We start from the raw sequence: 18573 nt of genomic DNA on the forward strand, positions 1-18573 counted from the left end.
GCTGGCAGAAACATTGGTTTTCGCCCGGATGGGCGCCGGACCATAGCCGGCGGCAAGTGTCGCTTTGGACACGCGGCCACCGGACAGAGTCGCCATCACGGGTGCGCGCCCGGATGGGCGCTGGAACAGGAGTCGTGAGCCAGAAGCCGAAAATTCGACGAAAAACAGGGTCGAACCAGCTTCCAGCGCCCATCCGGGCGCGAACCACTGCGGACCAAAGATCCGGTGGTGTGCCCAAAGCGGCAAACCACCGGCTATTGTCCGGCGCCCATCCGGGCGAAAGCCAATTCGGAGGAACCAAAATTCCATCCCCCATTTATGGGGACTTGTACTAAGGGAAATACAGCTTTTTCAACAACTTACCATCTTACTCAGATAACAGGATGGTATCAGGTTGCGGGATAACGAGTTCAGGCTTCAGGAGCTAAAGACATAGCGGTGGAGCGGTACGGCCTGAACCACTTCGACTTGTTGACGGCTGGTTTCTGATTGACTTCAGGAGAGGTGACTTAGAGGCAGGAGGACTAATTGTGTATCGTTTCGTCGAATTTAGATAGGACTTTGTTTTCAGCGATGGCTGGCATTGGTACTTCAGCCAGCGGGAGTTCCAGGTGAAAACAACTTCCTTTGCCTGGACCGTCGGATTCAGCCCAGATGCGCCCGCCGTGGGCCGCAATGTAGCTGCGCGCAATGGACAACCCCAGACCGTTGCCCCGCGCCGAAAATTCATACTTGCCCGAGGTATGCGTTGCCGGATCCGCCCCAGTGTAGAAAAATTCAAAAATTCGCTCCAGTTCAGCCGGAGCAATGCCGATTCCTGAATCGCGGATTTCAAAATGGGCCTGTTCGTTGACACAGGTCATGCGAAACTGAATCTGAGCCCCATCCGGACTGAATTTAATCGCATTTTGGAGCAGGTGAACCAGTGCCATCCGCAACTTTTCGCGGTCTATCCGCAGCACGACCGATTCCGGCAGTTCGAGCGTCAGGGTTTGGCGTCGTTTTTTCAGAAATCCAGAGAGGTCATTGAGCAGTTCAAAGATCAAATCACAGACGTCACACTCGTTCCGCTCCAGGGTAAATTGTCCGGCATTGATCTTGATCATTTCCAGAATGCCTTCGAAATTGCCGATCATCCGGTTGATCATATCCTGGCACATCACCAGCGAATCGCGCTGCTCTTCGGTGAGCGGCCCGAGAAATTCATCGGCCAGCACATCGAGATAGCCCTTGAGCACTGCGAGCGGCGTTCGCATCTCGTGCGAGGTGACAATCATAAAGTTGATCTTCATCTGGTTGAGCTGTTGCAGCGTCTGGGACACGTTCTGCTCGTTTTGGTAGAGCCGTTCCAGCTCACGCAACGACTCGCTGATCATCAGATTTTTTTCTTCGAGTTCATCGCGTTTGACTTCGAGTTCACCGTACAGCCGGGCGTTTTCAATTGCCACGGCAGCCTGATTCGCCAGCGATTCAATCAGCCGGCAATCAGTTTGGGTAAACGGGGCACGCCCGGCTGGCCGCCGAACCATCAAGACCCCGACGACCGTTCCCTGGCGGGTAATGATCGGCACCTGCAGCAACCCGACGATGCCGTGTGATTCCAAAATTTCGCGAAAGGCGATATGCGATTCATCTTTGATCTCGTTGACAATGGCCGATGTCCCGGTTGCTGCGACGCGACCAGCGGTGCCAAATTCAAAGGGCACCCGATAGGCGACATCCTGCCAGCTTTCGAGCCAGATCCGGCGAAACACCACCTGCCGTTCCTCAACAAATCCGATGCCTCCGGGCAATCCACCGATCAACCGGGCACTTTCCTCGGCAATCGCCTGCAGTACGGTTGAGAGTGCGTGTTGGGAATTGATCACCTGAATACTTTCGAGCAATTGACCTACGGCATCCAGGTATTGCTTCTGAAGATGGCGCACCCTCGCCAACCGCTGATTTTGTCTCTTTTCTAACTGACGAATCTGGTAGGAATAGGCCCCAATCCCAATCCCGGCAATCCCGCCAATGATCATCAGGTTGGCCCACCAGGTTTGCCACCAGGGTCGCAACAATTCAAATCGAAAGACGGCGCCGGTCGGCGACCACACGCCGGTGTTGTTGCAGGCCAGCACCTGGAAGGCATAGGTCCCCGGCGGCAGGTTGGTGTAGTAGGCCGTGCGTCTGGCGCCGACTTCATTCCAGTTCGTGTCAAAACCTTCCAGACGGTACTTGAACCGCATCTTCGTCGGGGCAACAAAACTGAGGCCCGTGTAGTGAAATTCAAATTTTTCTTTTCCAGAGGCAAAAACCGGCATCCGTTCCGGCGATACGGCTTCGCCATCTACCAGAACCCGATGAATGGTCACCGGCGGCGCCAGCAAATTGCGGGTTACCTGAGCCGGATGAAACACCGAAACACCATCTGCCGTGGCAAACCAGAGCCTTCCATCCCGACTTTTCCAGGCTGCTGGCTGACACGAACCACTGCACTGTCTGGATTTCAACCCGTCTGCCTGATCAAACAGGACACAGGTCAGCGTCTGGAGACGACCCTGGTCAAAGGCGTCCAGATCCGATTTGCGCACCCCAGACACGCCCTGGTTGGAACTCATCCACAAGGTTCCGGCATCATCCTCCAAAATTTGAAAGGTTTTGTTATCAGCCATTCCGTCTTTTGTCCGATAAGCCCGGAACGTGCCATCCCGAAACCGGTTCAGCCCACCGTCAGAGGTCCCAATCCATAAATTCCCTTCCCGATCAGGATACAGCGTTAAGACGGCATTGTCGGAAAGCCCCTGCTCGGTGTCAAAGTGGGTGAAGTGCCCATCCCGAAACCGATTCAGCCCATTGAGCGTCCCAATCCACACAGTGCCCGACGAGTCCTCGGCAAAAGTACAGATAAAGTCGTTGGAAAGTCCGTCACGAGCGGTGTAATTGCGCCAGCGCCCCTCGTCCAGACAGGACAGCCCACCTTCGGTACCAACCCACAGCCTGCCGATATGATCTTCAAAAATGGCCCGGATGTGGTTGTTGGCCAGACCGTCACGAGTGGTGACCACTGTAAACTGGCCGGTGCTGGTCATCCGTGCTAACCCACCGCCGCTGGTGCCGATCCAGAGTTGCCCCTGACGGTCTTCACACAGGGATTTGACCAGCATACTCGGAAGGCCCTGCTCCAGACCGAAGTTCGTCACTTTGCCGTGATCCAAACAGGACAATCCGCCGCCATCGGTTCCGATCCACATTTTTCCGGTGCGGTCTTCGATCACGGTTCGGGTGACATTTCCAGCCAGTCCTTGTTGACGGGTGTAAGTAACAAACGTCGCATCGCGTAACCGGCTCAACCCCCAGTTAGTCCCAATCCAGAGACTGCCTTCGTGATCTTCACAGAGCGCCTGGACAGATTCGTCCAGCAATCCATCACGGACCGTGAGCACTGAAAATCGTCCACTGGTCAATCGGCTTAACCCGCCTTCGGTTCCGATCCATAACGTACCGTGGCGGTCTTCGATGATTTTGAGCACCGTGCCAAACGACAGGCCGTCGCGCACGGTGAACGAAGCCCACTTCCCACTTGAAAAGGATTGCAAGCCACCAGATGTTCCAACCCACAACCGGCCTCCACGATCCACGAGCAATGCCCGAATTGAGTTGTCAAGCAACCCATCGGCAGTCGTCAACCGGGTCACCGTTCCTGATTGAACGCGGTAGAGCCCCTCTCTGGCCCCAATCCACAGCCCACCCGAGCCATCCTCAGCCAGCGCGTGGACAGGCGACACCGGAAAACCTTCTTGAGCAGTGAAAGAACGAAATCGGCCTCCAGGTTCAAGACACGACAGCCCCTGTTCAGTTCCAACCCAGAGTGTGCCCTGACGATCCTGGGTGATAGAGCGGATAATGTTACCGGCCAGCCCATCCCGCTTTGAAAAAGGAGTAAACTGGCCGTTCTGAAGTCGAACCAGCCCGCTCCCAAACAGCCCAAACCAGAGTGCACCATCGCGGCTTTGATAGAGCGCCGAAACTCCGTTAGTCCGCATTTGTTCGGTGTTACGACTGGAAAATACGGTAAAGTCAACACCATCAAAGCGTACCAACCCTTCCCAGGTACCGAACCAGAGGTATCCATCACGGGATTGAATCAAGTTTAAAACTGAGCTTTGAGGAAGTTCAGCCTGCCAGGTATCGTGGGTGTACTCGGAAACGGCTTTGGTTGGGTCAAGCGCCCACACTGGCCACGGGGAACACAATCCAATCACGGCCACCACGGCAGCCACAGCCCACCGAATCGGAATACCTCTTCGAAGAATGGTTCTCATGGTGTTTCCTGCAGGATGAATGTGTGGGTTGAGAGCGAGGTGTCCAGTGTAGCAGCTTTGCAGATGGGAAAAAATACTCTTTCAAGGTTCAAGGTTGCGGGATTGCGGGGTTTGGGGACTTCGGTCCAAAACATCGGTAAGCCGCTCAATCGTCTGAGTTAATCGGACGGGATCAACCGGTTTGAGCAAAAAATCCAGGGCTCTGACATCAAACGCTTTCACCGCAAATTCATGGTAGGCAGTGACAAACACAACCTGACACCCAGGCTGGAGCCGGCTTAGCAGTTCAAAACCAGTGCCGCCCGGCATTTGAATATCCAGAAACACAACATCCGGGTGGGTACTGGCGACGACCTCAGCGGCCTGTGAAACAGATTGCGCTTCGCCGACAATCTGAACCTCCGGATGCTCCTGGAGCAAGGTCCGAAGCATCTTCCGCGCAACTCGTTCATCATCCACAATGACGGCGGTAATCATTTTGGGAATTTCCCTCTCACTTTCAACACTTTATGGCATGAGGACTTCACAAGCGCCAGCCTACACCAACTCTGACCAAAGCCAAGAAAATTGCAACCAGCGGTCAAAAGACGCAACGAGTGGAGAAAATCTCTTTGGGGCTTCGTGCTTCGTGCCTGGTACCTGGTACTTTGATAGTATTGGTTCCCAGGCATCAAGCACCAACAACTATATTCTCCGTTGCGGAAAGGTCGCTTGGGCTTGACAGCTCCCGCCCGGATGGGCGCCGGAAAGTAGCCGGTGGGCAGCCTGCTTTGAGGCGCACCCACCGGAATGCGAATCAGGAATGGTTCGCGCCCGGATGGGCGCTGGATCAAAATCCGAAGGGTCCCGGAACTTTCGCCGAAACCTGACCGACGAACGCTTCCAGCGCCCATCCGGGCGCGAGCGGAATGGGCATTGATCCGGTGGTATGCCCAAAGCGGCAAACCACCGGCTACTATCCGGCGCCCATCCGGGCGAAACCCGACCTTTCCGCAACGGAGAACTATATTTCCTAATAATGTGGCAACGGAATGATTTCTGATTCTCCGGGCACGGGTGCAAATTTTCCGGCCTTCCAGTCAGCTTTGGCCTGCTCAATCAAATCTTTTGAGCTTGAGACAAAATTCCACCAGATATAGCGTGGACCATCCATTGGCTCACCACCGAGCAGCATCATTCGAGTCGAACCCAATTCAGAACCTCGAAGCAGTATGTCTGTGCCCGGCTTGAAGACCAGCAGTTGTCCAGCCTCAAACCGCGTGCCGTCTGGTGGGAGGGTGACTGAACCTTCGACAATATAAGCCGCCCGCTCTTTATAGTCAGCCGGAACCAGAAGCTCGGCACCGGGTTCAAGTGTCGCGTCGGCATAAAACATTTCTGAAAATGTCCGAACTGGTGAACGACTGCCATACAGCATCCCGCTGATCAAACGCACATATTTCCCTTCACCCTCCAGGATTGGCAATTCATTGCCTGCGTAGTGGCAAAACTCGGGCGTCATTTCTTCATATTGGGTCGGAAGCGCCACCCACGCCTGGACCCCAAACAGGTCAGCGCCTGTTTGCCGAAGCTCTGCCGGTGTGCGCTCAGAATGGGCAATTCCTTTCCCGGCGGTCATCCAGTTGACTTCACCAGGCCGAATTGGCTGGACGGTGCCAAGGCTATCGCGGTGAAGTAACTCACCAGCAAAGAGATAGGTCACGGTGGCCAGTCCAATATGTGGGTGAACGCCGACGTCCAGTCCTTGACCAGGATGAAAAACCTCGGGCCCCATCTGGTCCAAAAAAGTGAAGGGACCAACCATCCGACGTTTTGCCGTCGGCAAGACACGCCGCACTTTGAAACCGTCAACCAGGTCCCGAACCTGTGTCACGATTAAAGTCTCCAGCGCCGGCAGCAAGTGTTCAGGCTGGCTGTTGGAAAAATCAGTTTTCATAAAGCCTCCCCCTTGTTTTTTGGTGACTGGTGCTTCGTCCTTGGTTCCTGGTTCTGCCTCGAAAATATTGATTTCTAACCACTAAGGGATTGTAAAAAATCAACTTCCCGTTTTTGTTTGAGAATCAGGCATTTGGATTGAGCATCCTGAAAGGCTGCAGTTCGGATAGCCGGTCGGTTGCGAGGTTTTGGGAGCTACCACCGGAAAAAGCGTTCGGTCCCCTCACCCTTCGGAGCTGCTTGCCCGCGCCCCGCAGGGCGCGGGCAAGCAGCTCCGAAGAAACAATGGGATGGCATTCGTGACCGGTGGTAGGCCCAAAGCCGCCAACCGACCGGCTATCCGAACGGCAACGCTTCGCGGTGCAAAACCAAAACCTGGACGTGGCAGAGCGCGCCCCAGGAACTTATTTTTTAACGCTCCCTAACCACTAACCACTAACCACTAACCACTAACCCCTAACCACTACCCCCTAACCCCTAACCCCTAACCCCCAACCCCTAACCCCTATTCAACCTCAATCCGAATCCGAATCCATACCCATCCAGCCTGATGAAAAACCCGCAACTCAGCTTTTCCTGGAAAGGCAGTGTGCAGTCGCTGGCGGATATTATTCAACCCAATATCGGTGGAACCGGCTCGCATGTCGTGTTCATGTTGTTCAACCCAGCGCCCTGAGTTTAATACCCGCACTTGCAACCGGGTGCCGCGATACCGGGCCGAAATATGCACCTTGAGCGGTAACGGACTGGTTTGCATGCCATACTTGATCGCATTTTCCACCAGCGGCTGCAAGAGAAATGGCGGCACATTGATCGGTTCTGCCGCTGGATCAATCCGATAGGTCATTTCAATCTGGTCTTCAAAGCGGATCTTCTGGATTTCCAGATAATTGCGGATTGAGTTGAGTTCTTCGACCAGGGCAACCCTGGTTGAGTTGGCGGTGTTTAACGAGTAGCGCAAAAATTTCGATAAACCAGCCACCATCTGGCGGGTTCGCGCCGGATCTTCGTCCACCAGTCCCCAAATCGTCGTCAGCACATTAAACAGAAAGTGCGGGTTGATCTGATATCTGAGCATCAGGAGCTGGGCCTGATGCGCGGCTGAAATAGCGCGCAATGCCCGTTCACGCTCCTGCTGGTTGACATCCTGGAGCTGGGCGTTGGCTTCGGCCAGTTGGTCATTGAGGATCTGGATTTTTGCCAGCGCCCGAATGGTGCGTTCCTTCTCTTCAATCAGGCTGGTGGTTTGCTCGGCAACCTGGCGGCTTAATTCCTGCTCGCGAGCCAGGAGTTGCCGGACTCGGAACCGATAGCCAGCCCAACCGAAACAGCCGAGCATCAGGGTATATCCGCCATAGGCCCACCATGTTCGCCAGGGCGCCGCGTGAATGCGAAAATGAACTTCAACTGGTCCAGCAATTTGACCTGACGCATTTTTCCCCCACACTCGAAACACATAACTCCCACCTGGCAGCGTTGTATATTCCTTTCTAAAATCAGATGTCCATTCCGAAGGCCCGGCATCAAGGCCCAGGAGTTGTGTTTGAAAGCGGGTATCGGCTTCGCGGAAGAAACTGAGCAAGGCAAATTCAAACACGAGATGATTGCGGTTATAGGGCAACTCAATGTGTGGTTGTGATACATCCAGGGCTTCGAAATCTTCCCTGGTAATTTGCTTTTGGGTATTTTGATCCGTTGATTGGTTACTTTTCCGAACCAGCGCCTGTTCAATCAACAATGGATCTGGTTGAACCTGCGACCTTTCCAGGAGGGGATCAAAAACTGCGGCGCCGGCAATCGTCCCTACCCATACCCGCCCTTTTGAGTCCATCAGCGAAGCACCGGTGTTGCATTCGTTGCTTGGCAGGCCGTCTTCAATCGTGAAGGTATACCAGTCAAATGCGCCGAGACCTGTCGGGAGCCCCTTGGGTTTGAGTCGAACAACACCTTTGTTGGTTGAAAGATAGAACCGCCCGGAGTGATCCCGGTTGATACGATACACGGTGTTGTTGGGCAATGCCGGACTGGATGCTTCTGACAGTGTTTTCCACTGGTCGCCAGGCTGTGACACATTTTTCCACGACATGCCATTGCTGGTGCCGACCCAGAGCCACTGTAATCCATCAGCCTCAACTGTGGCCAGCAGGCTCAACACCTGATTTCCAGCCAGCCCTGATTCGGTCCCAATTTGAACCCAGCGGTTATCTTCATATCTAAACAATCCCTGGGTGGTGCCAACCCATAAAGTATGGGTTCCATCTGGCCGGCGAGTGGTTGTAAACGCAGTGACGGCTGGTTGGGGATCAGCCGGTGTCATTCGAATTTGAACCAGTTCGGTACCCACAAGCTGGCACAACCCCCGCCCTAATCCAACCAGAAGTCTCGGTTCCCCTGAGGGTTGTGCTTCAGTAAACAAAGCATTGACATACCCGGAGGTAACTTTCTTCCAGACGCCATTGTGATATTGTGCCAGGTTCAGATTTGTCCCCATCCACAAGGATGAAGTCCCATCCTTCATTGTGGTTTCAAGAAAGGTGCGACCAAATCCGCCATCCAGCGGCAGGATTTTGGGCTGGCCCCAGGTTCCTTCCCGGAATTGTGACAGGTAACACCCATAGTCGTCCTGAGTCGTCCCAATCCAAAACGTCGGCTTTTTATCTACATTTTGGGACTCGAAAATGCTGTAGGTCGAATTTCCAACCAGTCCAGAGGATTGATCAAAACTCGTCCAGGTGCCCTGCTTCCAGCGGACGAGTCCAGCACCGGCGGTGCCAATCCAGAGGGTATTTCCACCTTGTTCAGCATTGGTTTCAAACAAACTCCAGGTGCCGATCTTTCCGCCTTTCGCAATGGTATAGGTTGCCCATTCGCCCTGCTCCAGCCGAATGAGACCAAAGTAATTTCCAATCCACAGAATGCGGTTTCCAGATGGTGAAGTGGTTTCCAGGAGCGACAGAATGTAGGTATTTGAGGCGCCATCGGTGAGTTCGACCGGAAGCCATCGGCCAGACTGATAGAGGAAAAGCCCTTCAATCGTCCCAACCCACAGTGCCGGTGTCCCTTCCCAGGTCGTAGCCAGCAGGCAGCGAACCCAGGGTTTCCGACCTGGAGGCAATGGCACCTGTGACCACTGACCGGCTTCAAATTTCCAGAACCCGGAGCCTTCTGTTCCGACCCAAATGATTCGCTGGTGGCTGGCATTTTCCGTTACCGCCAGACATCGGGCCTCCTGAGCTGGAAACCCGGACTGGGCATTGTACATCCGCCATCGGCCACGACTCAGGCAGCCGACTCCGGCATTGGTGGCAACCCAGAGTTCGATGGCGTCACCGGTTTCGGAACGGGTCTCGATCATGCCATGAATGATGTCATCGGCCAGCCCTGTCGTCTGATCATAGACGGTCCACTGGTCATCTTTGAGATGGAGCACCCCGGCACCGCTTGTCCCAAACCACATTCCACCATCTGCGGCATTGCGAATGGTCCACACAAAGTTGGATTTGGTCCGGTTGGGCAGATTGACCGTTCGCCAGATGCGCCCATTGTAATACGCGGCACCGTCTTTGGTACCAATCCAGAGGTATCCACGACGATCCATCACAATCGAACTGACCGCATTCTGGGGCAATCCCTGGCGGTCGGTGTAATATTTGAAAGCTGGACGCCCGGAACTGACAATATCTGTGGATTTGCGAAAGATGAGTTTTGAAGCGGGCTCAGCTTCACCAGAAATCAGATCAACCGTAGATACAGCCGCCAAACTGGTCAACGATAACAGGCTGATTGCCACAATCACTGCCGCCATCAGGTGCCAGAGGTACTTCATCGCGACTCCACAATTTGGTGATCAAAAGGACCAAAAGGACCAAAAGGACCAAAAGGACCAAAAGGAGTGAACAATTGAATTTCGAAAACCCGGAACCCGGAAGCGCGGAAACCTAAAATCATTTTAGCCTTGAGCGCAATTGAGCCAGTGACCGGCGGCTGATTGGAAGGGCTTCGGGTTCGTTGACCAGAAATGCCTGATAATTCCCGGCTTCGTCTTTTTCAAGCCGGTCAATAAAATCCGGGTTGATAATCACCGACCGGTGAATCCGCACAAATCCAACATCGCTCAACTTGGCTTCCCAGTCTGACATGGACTTGCGCATCAGAAATCGCTGCCCGTCGCGAGTGACGACGTTGGAATATTCGCGTTCGGCGTGGATGACCTTAATCGCACTGATTTTCACCAGATGCTGGCGTTCACCGGATGTCAGCAAAATCGGATCATCGGCCTGAAGTCGGGTTTCCACTGACTCTGGGACTACACTTTCCGCAACGAACTGGGGTGTCAACCGGTGGATGGCCTGGGCTAAGGCTTCGGGTTCCACGGGTTTGAGCAAATAGTGTAAGGCGTTGACTTCAAAGGCTCTCAAGGCAAAGTTGTCAAAGGCGGTGACAAAAATCACTTTGAACGTGACTTCAATCTGATTCAACAACTCAAACCCCGAAGCGCCCGGCATTTGAATGTCGAGAAAAACGACTTCGGGGCTGGTTTCACGAATGACTTCGATGGCCTGGGTAATATTTGACGCTTCGCCAACAACCTGGACGTGGGGATGTTCGGCCAGCAAGGTGCGCAGCATCTTCCTGGCCATGCGTTCGTCGTCAACAATAACCGCCGTGATTTCCTGAGTAGACATGGAGTTAAACCCATAAAGTCTGAATGTGGATAGATTTCACGATGATGAAACCCATCCACATAGTCTTCAAGGAAATCGCGAGCGTCAAGGGCAATGGAAAAGTTTAGAGTATCGTCTTTAGACGAGAGGATTTCATCTTCTGTCTCACTCGTCAAACCTCACGCCTGAAGGCGTTACTCTGAACCAAAACCTAGCGAATTTTGCTTGGCTGATTGAATTGCCCAACCGCGCTTCCAAACAGGTTTGGCGTCCCAACCAGTCTCCAAACCGATGAACCAAACTCACGGGATTCAATGCGATGGTTTCCAGTGTTGCCAACCACCAGATTTCGCCTTCCGGATTCTGGTCCAAGCATAAACTGGGTCACGGTTACTCCTTCTGGATTCACGACCTGCCCCAAATCACTTCCTCCAGAGGCAAGCACGGTTGCGGATCCGGAGTTCCCTCTGAAAAACATCAGGATACGATTATTGCCACTGTCGGCAACATACAGGTTCCGGTCATTATCAACCGCAACTCCGACTGGGGATTGAACTTCTCCAGGAGACAAACCATTTCCAGATTGGGCAATGACTGTACCTGAGTTTGGAGTTGTCACAGTATTGGCGTTTGAAATTCGCAGAACCCGGCTGGCGACTCGATCTGCGATATAGAGATTGAAATTGGCATCAATGGCCAGTCCATGGGGGCTGGTGACTTCACCCAAACCTCCACCAACTGAAGCCAGCAACGTCGCCACACCTGGAACACCGCCGTTGAAGCGCAGCACACGTTTATTGTTGGTGTCACTGACATATAAGTTACCGGCCTGATCCAGTGCCAGCCCTTGCGGACCGCGTACCTGGTTGAGTCCAGTTCCAATCGTCGCAAAGTCAGCCCAGGTCGTTCCGCCATCAGTTGACCACTGAATCCGGTTGTTTCCGGTATCGGCGACATAAATTCGCTGACCTGAACCATCAGCAGTGACGGCTTCTGGCAATCGGAACTGACCCGGCCCGGTCCCAATCACCCCAGCGCCAATCACCTGCCACGTCAGACCATCATATTTCTGAACGCGGTGGTTCATCGTGTCGGCAACATACAAAATTGGAAGCTCGACGCCACAAAAACCAGTCAAGGTGATGGTGACAGTGTCACTGACTGCACCACACAATCCCGCCGGGTCGTTTGTTGTCAGGGTGAGCGTCACCGTTCCCGCCGTGATTTCAGCCGGGCTTGGGGTATAAATCGCACCCAGTGCATTGGCATTGGGGGCAAAAGTTCCAGTCCCACCGCTCCAGGTGCCGCTGGTGGCACCACCGCCGACCGTTCCAGCAAGCTGAATCAGTGCCGTGGAACACAGTGTTTGATCTGGACCGGCATTCACGGTTGCGGCCAGGTTGATGGTAATGGTGACGGTATCGGACACCGCCACACAGCTTCCTGGTGGATCGTTGGTGGTCAGGGTCAGCGTCACGCTTCCAGCCGAAATTTCTCCAGCAGATGGTGCATAGACCGCATTCAAGGCACTGGCATTTGGCGTAAAGGTCCCGGTTCCTCCAGTCCAGGTGGCTGAACTGGCTCCACCGCCAATTGAACCATTCAAAGTGACAGTTTCAGTCGAACAGATAGTTTGATTGGCACCAGCATCAACCGTTGCAAACGGGCTGAACGTAATCGTCACCGTGTCTGAAACGGCACCGCACGGCCCGGCTGGATCGTTGGTGGTCAGGGTCAGCGTCACGCTTCCGGCTGAAATTTCTCCGGCGGTTGGCGTGTACTGTGCCGTGAGGGTGCCGGCATTGGGGGTAAACGTTCCGCCACCGCCACTCCAGGTGCTGCTCGCGGCGCTACCTCCGACACTTCCGGCAAGTTGAACCAAGGTTGAGGCACAAACCGCCTGATCTGGACCGGCATTCACGGTTGCGGCCAGGTTAATGGTAATCGTGACAGTATCGGACACCGCGACACAGTCGCCGGCTGGATCATTGGTGGTCAGGGTCAAGGTCACGCTTCCGGCTGAAATTTCAGCGGCAGATGGCGTGTAGACGGCATTCAACGTGCCGGCATTTGGCGTAAAGGTCCCGGTTCCGCCGGTCCAGGTCGCAGAACTGGCAGCGCCGCCGATTGAACCATTCAAAGTCACAGTTTCAGTCGAACAGATGGTTTGATTGGCACCTGCATCAACCGTGGCCGATGCACTCAAGGTAATCGTCACCGTGTCTGAAACGGCGCCGCACGGCCCGGTTGGATCGTTGGTGGTCAGGGTCAGCGTCACGCTTCCGGATGAAATTTCTCCGGCGGTTGGCGTGTACTGTGCCGTGAGGGTACCGGCATTGGGGGTAAACGTTCCGCCACCGCCACTCCAGGTGCCGCTGGTGGCGCTGCCTCCGACCGTTCCAGCAAGCTGGGCTGAACCGGTCGCACAAATTGTCTGATCTGGACCAGCATTCACGGTGGCGACTGGATTGACGGTCACGGTCATGGTATCGCTCGAACTGGTGCAGGGTGAATTGCTCGTCGTCCACTGCAGGGTATACACCCCGGGTCCCCCAGCCGGCGTGAACGTCGTGGAGTTAACCGACACGTTTCCAAACTGGGTCGCTGATGTTGATGGCCCGCTGACCACCGACCAGTTTCCCGCCCCGATGGCCGGAAGATTTGCCGCCAGCGTGGTACTCGGGGTTGAAGCACAGATTGTTTGATCCGGCCCGGCATTCGCCGGTGTTGGCGGTTGCTGGACGGTAATGGTGGCACTGCCGCTCCCCGTGATTGGGCACGTGTCGGCATCCGTTCCGGACTGCACCATGTAAGTAGTTGTCACTGTTGGAGATACAGTGAACGTCAATGGACTGCTTCCCGTTTGGGTTCCGCCACCATTATTGAGCGTCACGCTATAGGGTCCGGTCCCACCGGTCACAGCGACCGTAACCTGGGCGGAACTCCCGGCACAGATGGTTGCACCACCACTGACGGTCCCAGTCACGGTTGGGCAGGCAAAACAACTCGAAAATTCCGACGTGTTGCCATTGTTGTCGGTGGCCGTGGCGCTGATGATCGGTCGCCCTGGAACTGCCGTAAAGTTAAACGTGACGCTTCCCGGTCCGGCCAGATTCGTTGTACCAAGAAATACCTCGCCCTCGCTTGTCCCCTCCGGTTTACAGGCCGCGTTGGCGAAAAATTCAAGCCGTACCGGATAGGCGGTATTGGTCACCAGACTATCGAGCGAAGCACTCACCGATGTGGCTGAAATCGGGGTGATCACCGGGAAGTTTTGCAGGTTGTTTGGCCCCGCATCCGGGTCGCCGGTATCGTTTGGGGTCACACCGTTGCCTCCGACTGGCGCCAAATCAATTCCCAGGCTCCCCGAACCAAAAATGGTATTGCCCAGACTGCGATTCATGGTTCCACCTTCAATCCGGATGCCAACCCCGGCACTATGGGCAATGATATTTCCTTCACCCGCCCCAGTCCCACCAACCAGAGTATTATTTGCGGGGAACGCTGGGACGCCAATGCCGATCCCGGTGCCATTCCCAAGCGGCGCGGTATTGGCGGCATTGCGTCCGATGAGATTGCCTTGAACGGTATGGGGGCCGTTGGTCTGGGTAATTTGGATTCCCTCAAAACCACTGCTGCTGATGACGTTTTGGGCGCCGGCAGCCGTTCCACCGATGGTGTGACCTGTCGTATTTCGGGTAATGGAAACTCCAACAGAATTCGCAATCGCGGTTGTCCCGGCAGAATTGGTCCCAAAGTAATTTCCCTGAATCAAGGCACTGGTACTCGTGTCAACCACGGTCACGCCGAGGCCCGTACCGCCGACAACGTTGCGGGCAGCAGCCGTGGTCCCTCCGACCAGCGCCGAAGCGCTATCTTCCACTTGCATGCCGGTGGCCGTCGCCGCCAACGATGCCGTTCCGGTGGCGTTGAGGCCAACCAGGTTTTGCTGTACCGTCATATTTGACGAGAAATCAGCCACGTACACCCCAATGCCTCTCACTCCGACGACATTCCCTGCCCCAGCGGCTGTCCCGCCAACAAAGCCGTTGGTGGTAGTTGCTCCAAGCAGAAAAATACCGGTCTCAAAACCAGCGTCAATGGTTGCGGTTCCAGCCGCATTGAGTCCCACATAATTGCCCTGGATCAAATGACCAGAACCACCATTGACATTGATATTGACCGAACTCGCACCGCCGCTGATTACATTTCGGGCTTGAGGCGTCGTGCCGCCGATGGTGATGGTGCTGGCATTGAAAATGGTAACACTCCGGTTATTTGGCAAGGAGGTCGTTCCATCGGCGGAGGTGCCTAAGAAGTTCCCATCCACCATCCCAGTTGAACTCTGATTGAACGTAATGGCTGAAGCTTGATTGTCATTGGCGCGATTGATGACCAGCCCACGTATCCGACTGCCGGCACTCCCATTGTTAAATGGAACCGCCGGCGTGTTGACGGCCAGGGCATCGGCATTGATCTCAATTCGGAGTACCGCATCGCTTCCGACCGCCTGTGTATTGGCTGAAGCCCCGGTCTGGGTATAGCCGTCAATTGTCAACGGCTGGGTAATAAAAGGCAAACCGGAGGCCAAAGTAATCGTCTGGACACCGCTTCCGGGAATGGCAAAGTTGATGCTATCAGCACCGGCACTGAGATTGGCCTGGGTAATGCAGTACCGTAAATCACCGCTGGTCCCGGTCCCCGTTCCAGTATCGGTTGTGCTATTGACGGTATAGACCACGAGCGGCTGAGTGAAAAGTACCCCTGGACGGGCTGAATTGCGCGTCACCACCACCAGATCCTGCAAACCATCTCCGTTGAGCAACATCGGCAGCATTGCGACCGGGGCTCCGGTTTGAGACGGCAATGTGACCTGGAGCGAAGATGACCCAGAGGCACGTTTTTTTGTGGGCGATTGATCCTGGCTCAGGTTTCCAAGCAGCCGAATGTCCGCCGCCTCGCCAATCACTGCCAGATCATCGTGCGACAGGCTGGAACTTTTGACCCGCACGAGTTGATTGGCTTCAGCTCCGACATTGGCAAAGGGCGTGGCAGTCCACTGTGACAATCGAACCGGGGCTCGCAAGGCTTTAGCCGCCGCGACAACTCCCGAAGAGACTGCAACTGTGGTTTCCACCCCTTTTTGACCACTGGTCACAATCTCATAGTCGAGTGAAGCTGATTGACGCAGGGCGGCGGGCATCTCGCGTGAGAGCACCTCAACCTGGCCATCGGTTGACAGCACTGCGATATCGGTCAGGTCATCGGCTTCGAAATCGCCCAATGCCAGCGATTTGATCTCGAAATCAAATTTCCGCTGGTTGATTCGCAAGGGTTCAACCTGTTTGTCACTCACGGAAAGTTTTCGGTCGCGGCCTTCGGCCACCAGCACCGTGGTTCCAGCCGCAACCGCAATATCAGAAAAGGGGCTTCCACCCAGTTCGCCAACGGCAATAGCCGTGGCCGGCGCCGGCAATGTGAGGACTTCTGGTTCGTGACGTAAAGCACCGTCTGGGCTTTCAAAGACAAGCAGTCGTGCAGTTTCCGTTTCGGCAACCGACACCAGCACATCGGCCAAACCATCCTGGCGATTGACATCACCCAGGACCAGCGCAGTGATTTGGCCAGGTATTTCAAGTGTTGAAGCGTGGCCTAACTCGCCTTTTCCATTTCCCGACAACAGATGCAACTGGCTTTCACCACGCGTTGCCGTTACCAGATCAAAGGTGCCGTCTCCGTTAAAATCTCCGGCACCGAGGAAATCCGGACGATTTGGAATGTCAATGACCACACCAGTTTCCAGCAGCGGCGACTCGGTAAATGTCCCTTCAGCTTTTAGTTTCTGGGTTCTGGCATCACTCGGGGCAAAGGTTTCTGGATTCCCCCGAAACACTATAACGGTGCCACCAGTCGCCGTTTCATAGCCGACAATCACATCTTTCATCCCGTCGGAGTCAAAATCGCCGCTCGCCAGGGCTTTCGGGATGCCTTGAAACTGACTCAATTGGGTCTCAAGTGCCGGCGTGAGTTCGAGTTCCCGCCCCTGACGAAAATGAAAGGCTGGATGATACTGAGGAGTTTCAATTGTAACGATTTTGGATAATTGGGTTTGTGATAAACGAGAAGCTTGATAATTGGCTTGAATGGTTGTGCCAGTTCTGAAATATCCGGCCCAGGTCAGGCAGGCAGTCAGTATCACGACGACGGCCAGATGATTGTGACGAAATCCCTGTTTTTTCATTAGATACGCTCTCCTCTTGCAGAATCAACACGTTGCAGTAAGGAGGTTGTACCAGAAAAACAGCAAGACCCAAGAAATTTGCAACCAGCGGTCAAAAGGCGCCACCAATGGCCGAAATCTGCGTTTGATGACTGGTGTTCAGGAATAAATCCAAAATAACTTCATCACCTGAAACGAATGTGTGAGAAGGCCAAAACTTACCACAGAGGACACAGAGAAACACAGAGGTTTTGAAGTGGTTGATTTTCCTCTGTGCTCCTCTGTGTCCTCTGTGGTAAAAAATTCAGCTTGAAGTCTTCCGCCCCAAGGCCACGCTGATTCCACCCAAAATCAACAGGGCAGCAACAATCAGACGCATGGAAATTTGTTCGGAAAGAAACATAACGCCGCCAGCGGCAGCCAGCACCGGCACCGCCAGTTGCACGGTTGCGGCCCGCGTGGCGGTCAAATATTTCAACGCGCTATACCAGATCACATACCCAATTCCGGAGGCCAATGCGCCAGAAAGCAGTGCAAGCAAAACACCTTTGGGCGTTATAAATACCTGAGGCCACCAAACACCATTCACCACAATCGCCAGTGGCACGCCATACACAAAGTTGCCGGTTGTGTCAGCCAGTGGTGTTTTTGAACCACGCCCTCGGAGCGAATACACCCCCCAGGCAACTCCGGCCAGTGCCATCAGTCCAGATCGAGCCAGCGGCGGTGCCGTCAATCCTGGAAAGACCAGATACACCAGTCCGCTCATCGCCGCCAGCAACCCAACCCATTCAAGTTGATGCGGACGTTCGCCTGATCGCAATGCCGAGCCAATCATCGTGGTCTGAACCGCGCCAAATAAAATCAGAGCCCCCGTCCCAGCCGTGAGCCCGGTGTAAGCAAATGAAAAACAGATTGCATAACCAAATAAAAATCCAGCCGATGCCCAATTCCACTTCGGAAGTGTGAATGTTCGCGGCGGAAGCGTGGCCGACATCACCCACAGCAGCACGGCCCCTGACACCAGCCGAATCGTGGTAAAACTCGCCGCATCTATGGCTTGCGCTCCAAGTGCCAGCCGACACAGCACCGAATTGGCCGCAAATGCCGTCAGGGCAGTTACGGTCAGGAATAGTGCTTTGAGTGGATGGTTTGGTTCCATGGAATCAGGGTTCAGGGTTCAGGGTTTGAAAACCAGGGTTCAGAGTTTTCAAAAGAAAAAAGCAATTTCGAAACTGTAAAGTACAAATGCAGATAGAGGTTTCAGGTCCGAAAGGCACGTGTCATAGGCATGGTGTTCCAGTCCACAGAAATAGAGCCAAAGGAGATAAAAGAAACTGATTCGAAAACCCTGAACCCTGAACCCTGAACCCTGAACCCTGAACCCTGAACCCTGAACCCTGAACCCTGAACCCTGAACCCTGAACCCTGAACCCTGAACCCTGAACCC

The 18573-nt window shown here is 54.4% G+C and carries 9 protein-coding genes; 1 reads left to right on the forward strand and 8 read right to left on the reverse strand.

Translation table 11 applies throughout. The features are described from left to right. The 3 genes from HY774_25330 to HY774_25340 all read right to left on the reverse strand — a co-directional run. On the reverse strand, positions 1-309 hold a 309-nt coding region (locus tag HY774_25330; protein MBI4751820.1), incomplete at its 3' end, for a hypothetical protein. 215 nt (positions 310-524) lie between these two features. Then, positions 525-4304 (reverse strand): GAF domain-containing protein, encoded by a 3780-nt coding sequence (locus HY774_25335; protein MBI4751821.1) that lies wholly within the window; start codon positions 4302-4304, stop codon positions 525-527. An 81-nt stretch (positions 4305-4385) separates the two neighbouring features. After that, complete coding sequence (locus tag HY774_25340) at positions 4386-4781, reverse strand: response regulator (protein MBI4751822.1); 396 nt, start codon at positions 4779-4781, stop codon at positions 4386-4388. A 312-nt stretch (positions 4782-5093) separates the two neighbouring features. On the opposite strand from HY774_25340, the gene HY774_25345 reads away from it, so the two are divergent. Further along, entirely contained in the window at positions 5094-5339 is a 246-nt protein-coding gene (locus HY774_25345; GenBank protein MBI4751823.1) for a hypothetical protein, read from the forward strand. Here the strand turns inward: HY774_25345 and HY774_25350 are convergent. The 5 genes from HY774_25350 to HY774_25370 form a co-directional block, all read right to left on the reverse strand. Beyond that, positions 5317-6240, reverse strand: a complete 924-nt coding sequence (locus tag HY774_25350) for a pirin family protein (GenBank protein ID MBI4751824.1) — start codon at positions 6238-6240, stop codon at positions 5317-5319. The two genes, HY774_25345 and HY774_25350, sit on opposite strands and share 23 nt — an antisense overlap. Positions 6241-6744: 504 nt before the next feature. Continuing rightward, positions 6745-10065, reverse strand: coding sequence for a histidine kinase (locus HY774_25355; protein ID MBI4751825.1), 3321 nt, complete (start codon positions 10063-10065; stop codon positions 6745-6747). A gap of 118 nt (positions 10066-10183) precedes the next feature. Beyond that, complete coding sequence (locus tag HY774_25360; protein ID MBI4751826.1) at positions 10184-10924, reverse strand: response regulator; 741 nt, start codon at positions 10922-10924, stop codon at positions 10184-10186. Positions 10925-11114: 190 nt separating this feature from the next. After that, a complete protein-coding gene (locus HY774_25365; protein ID MBI4751827.1) occupies positions 11115-17144 on the reverse strand; it encodes a VCBS repeat-containing protein in 6030 nt (2009 codons plus the stop codon). A gap of 283 nt (positions 17145-17427) precedes the next feature. Then, positions 17428-18285, reverse strand: coding sequence for a DMT family transporter (locus tag HY774_25370; protein ID MBI4751828.1), 858 nt, complete (start codon positions 18283-18285; stop codon positions 17428-17430). Between the last annotated feature and the right edge of the window lie 288 nt (positions 18286-18573).

It is taken from the genome of Acidobacteriota bacterium (assembly GCA_016208495.1).
Classification (GTDB): Bacteria; Acidobacteriota; Blastocatellia; order Chloracidobacteriales; family Chloracidobacteriaceae; genus JACQXX01.

Bases quoted from the DNA above. Each gene is read 5' to 3' on its own strand.
- HY774_25335 (MBI4751821.1), bottom strand. From the start codon at position 4,304: ATGAGAACCATTCTTCGAAGAGGTATTCCGATTCGGTGGGCTGTGGCT.
- HY774_25340 (MBI4751822.1), bottom strand. From the start codon at position 4,781: ATGATTACCGCCGTCATTGTGGATGATGAACGAGTTGCGCGGAAGATG.
- HY774_25345 (MBI4751823.1), top strand. From the start codon at position 5,094: ATGCGAATCAGGAATGGTTCGCGCCCGGATGGGCGCTGGATCAAAATC.
- HY774_25350 (MBI4751824.1), bottom strand. From the start codon at position 6,240: ATGAAAACTGATTTTTCCAACAGCCAGCCTGAACACTTGCTGCCGGCG.
- HY774_25355 (MBI4751825.1), bottom strand. From the start codon at position 10,065: ATGAAGTACCTCTGGCACCTGATGGCGGCAGTGATTGTGGCAATCAGC.
- HY774_25360 (MBI4751826.1), bottom strand. From the start codon at position 10,924: ATGTCTACTCAGGAAATCACGGCGGTTATTGTTGACGACGAACGCATG.
- HY774_25365 (MBI4751827.1), bottom strand. From the start codon at position 17,144: ATGAAAAAACAGGGATTTCGTCACAATCATCTGGCCGTCGTCGTGATA.
- HY774_25370 (MBI4751828.1), bottom strand. From the start codon at position 18,285: ATGGAACCAAACCATCCACTCAAAGCACTATTCCTGACCGTAACTGCC.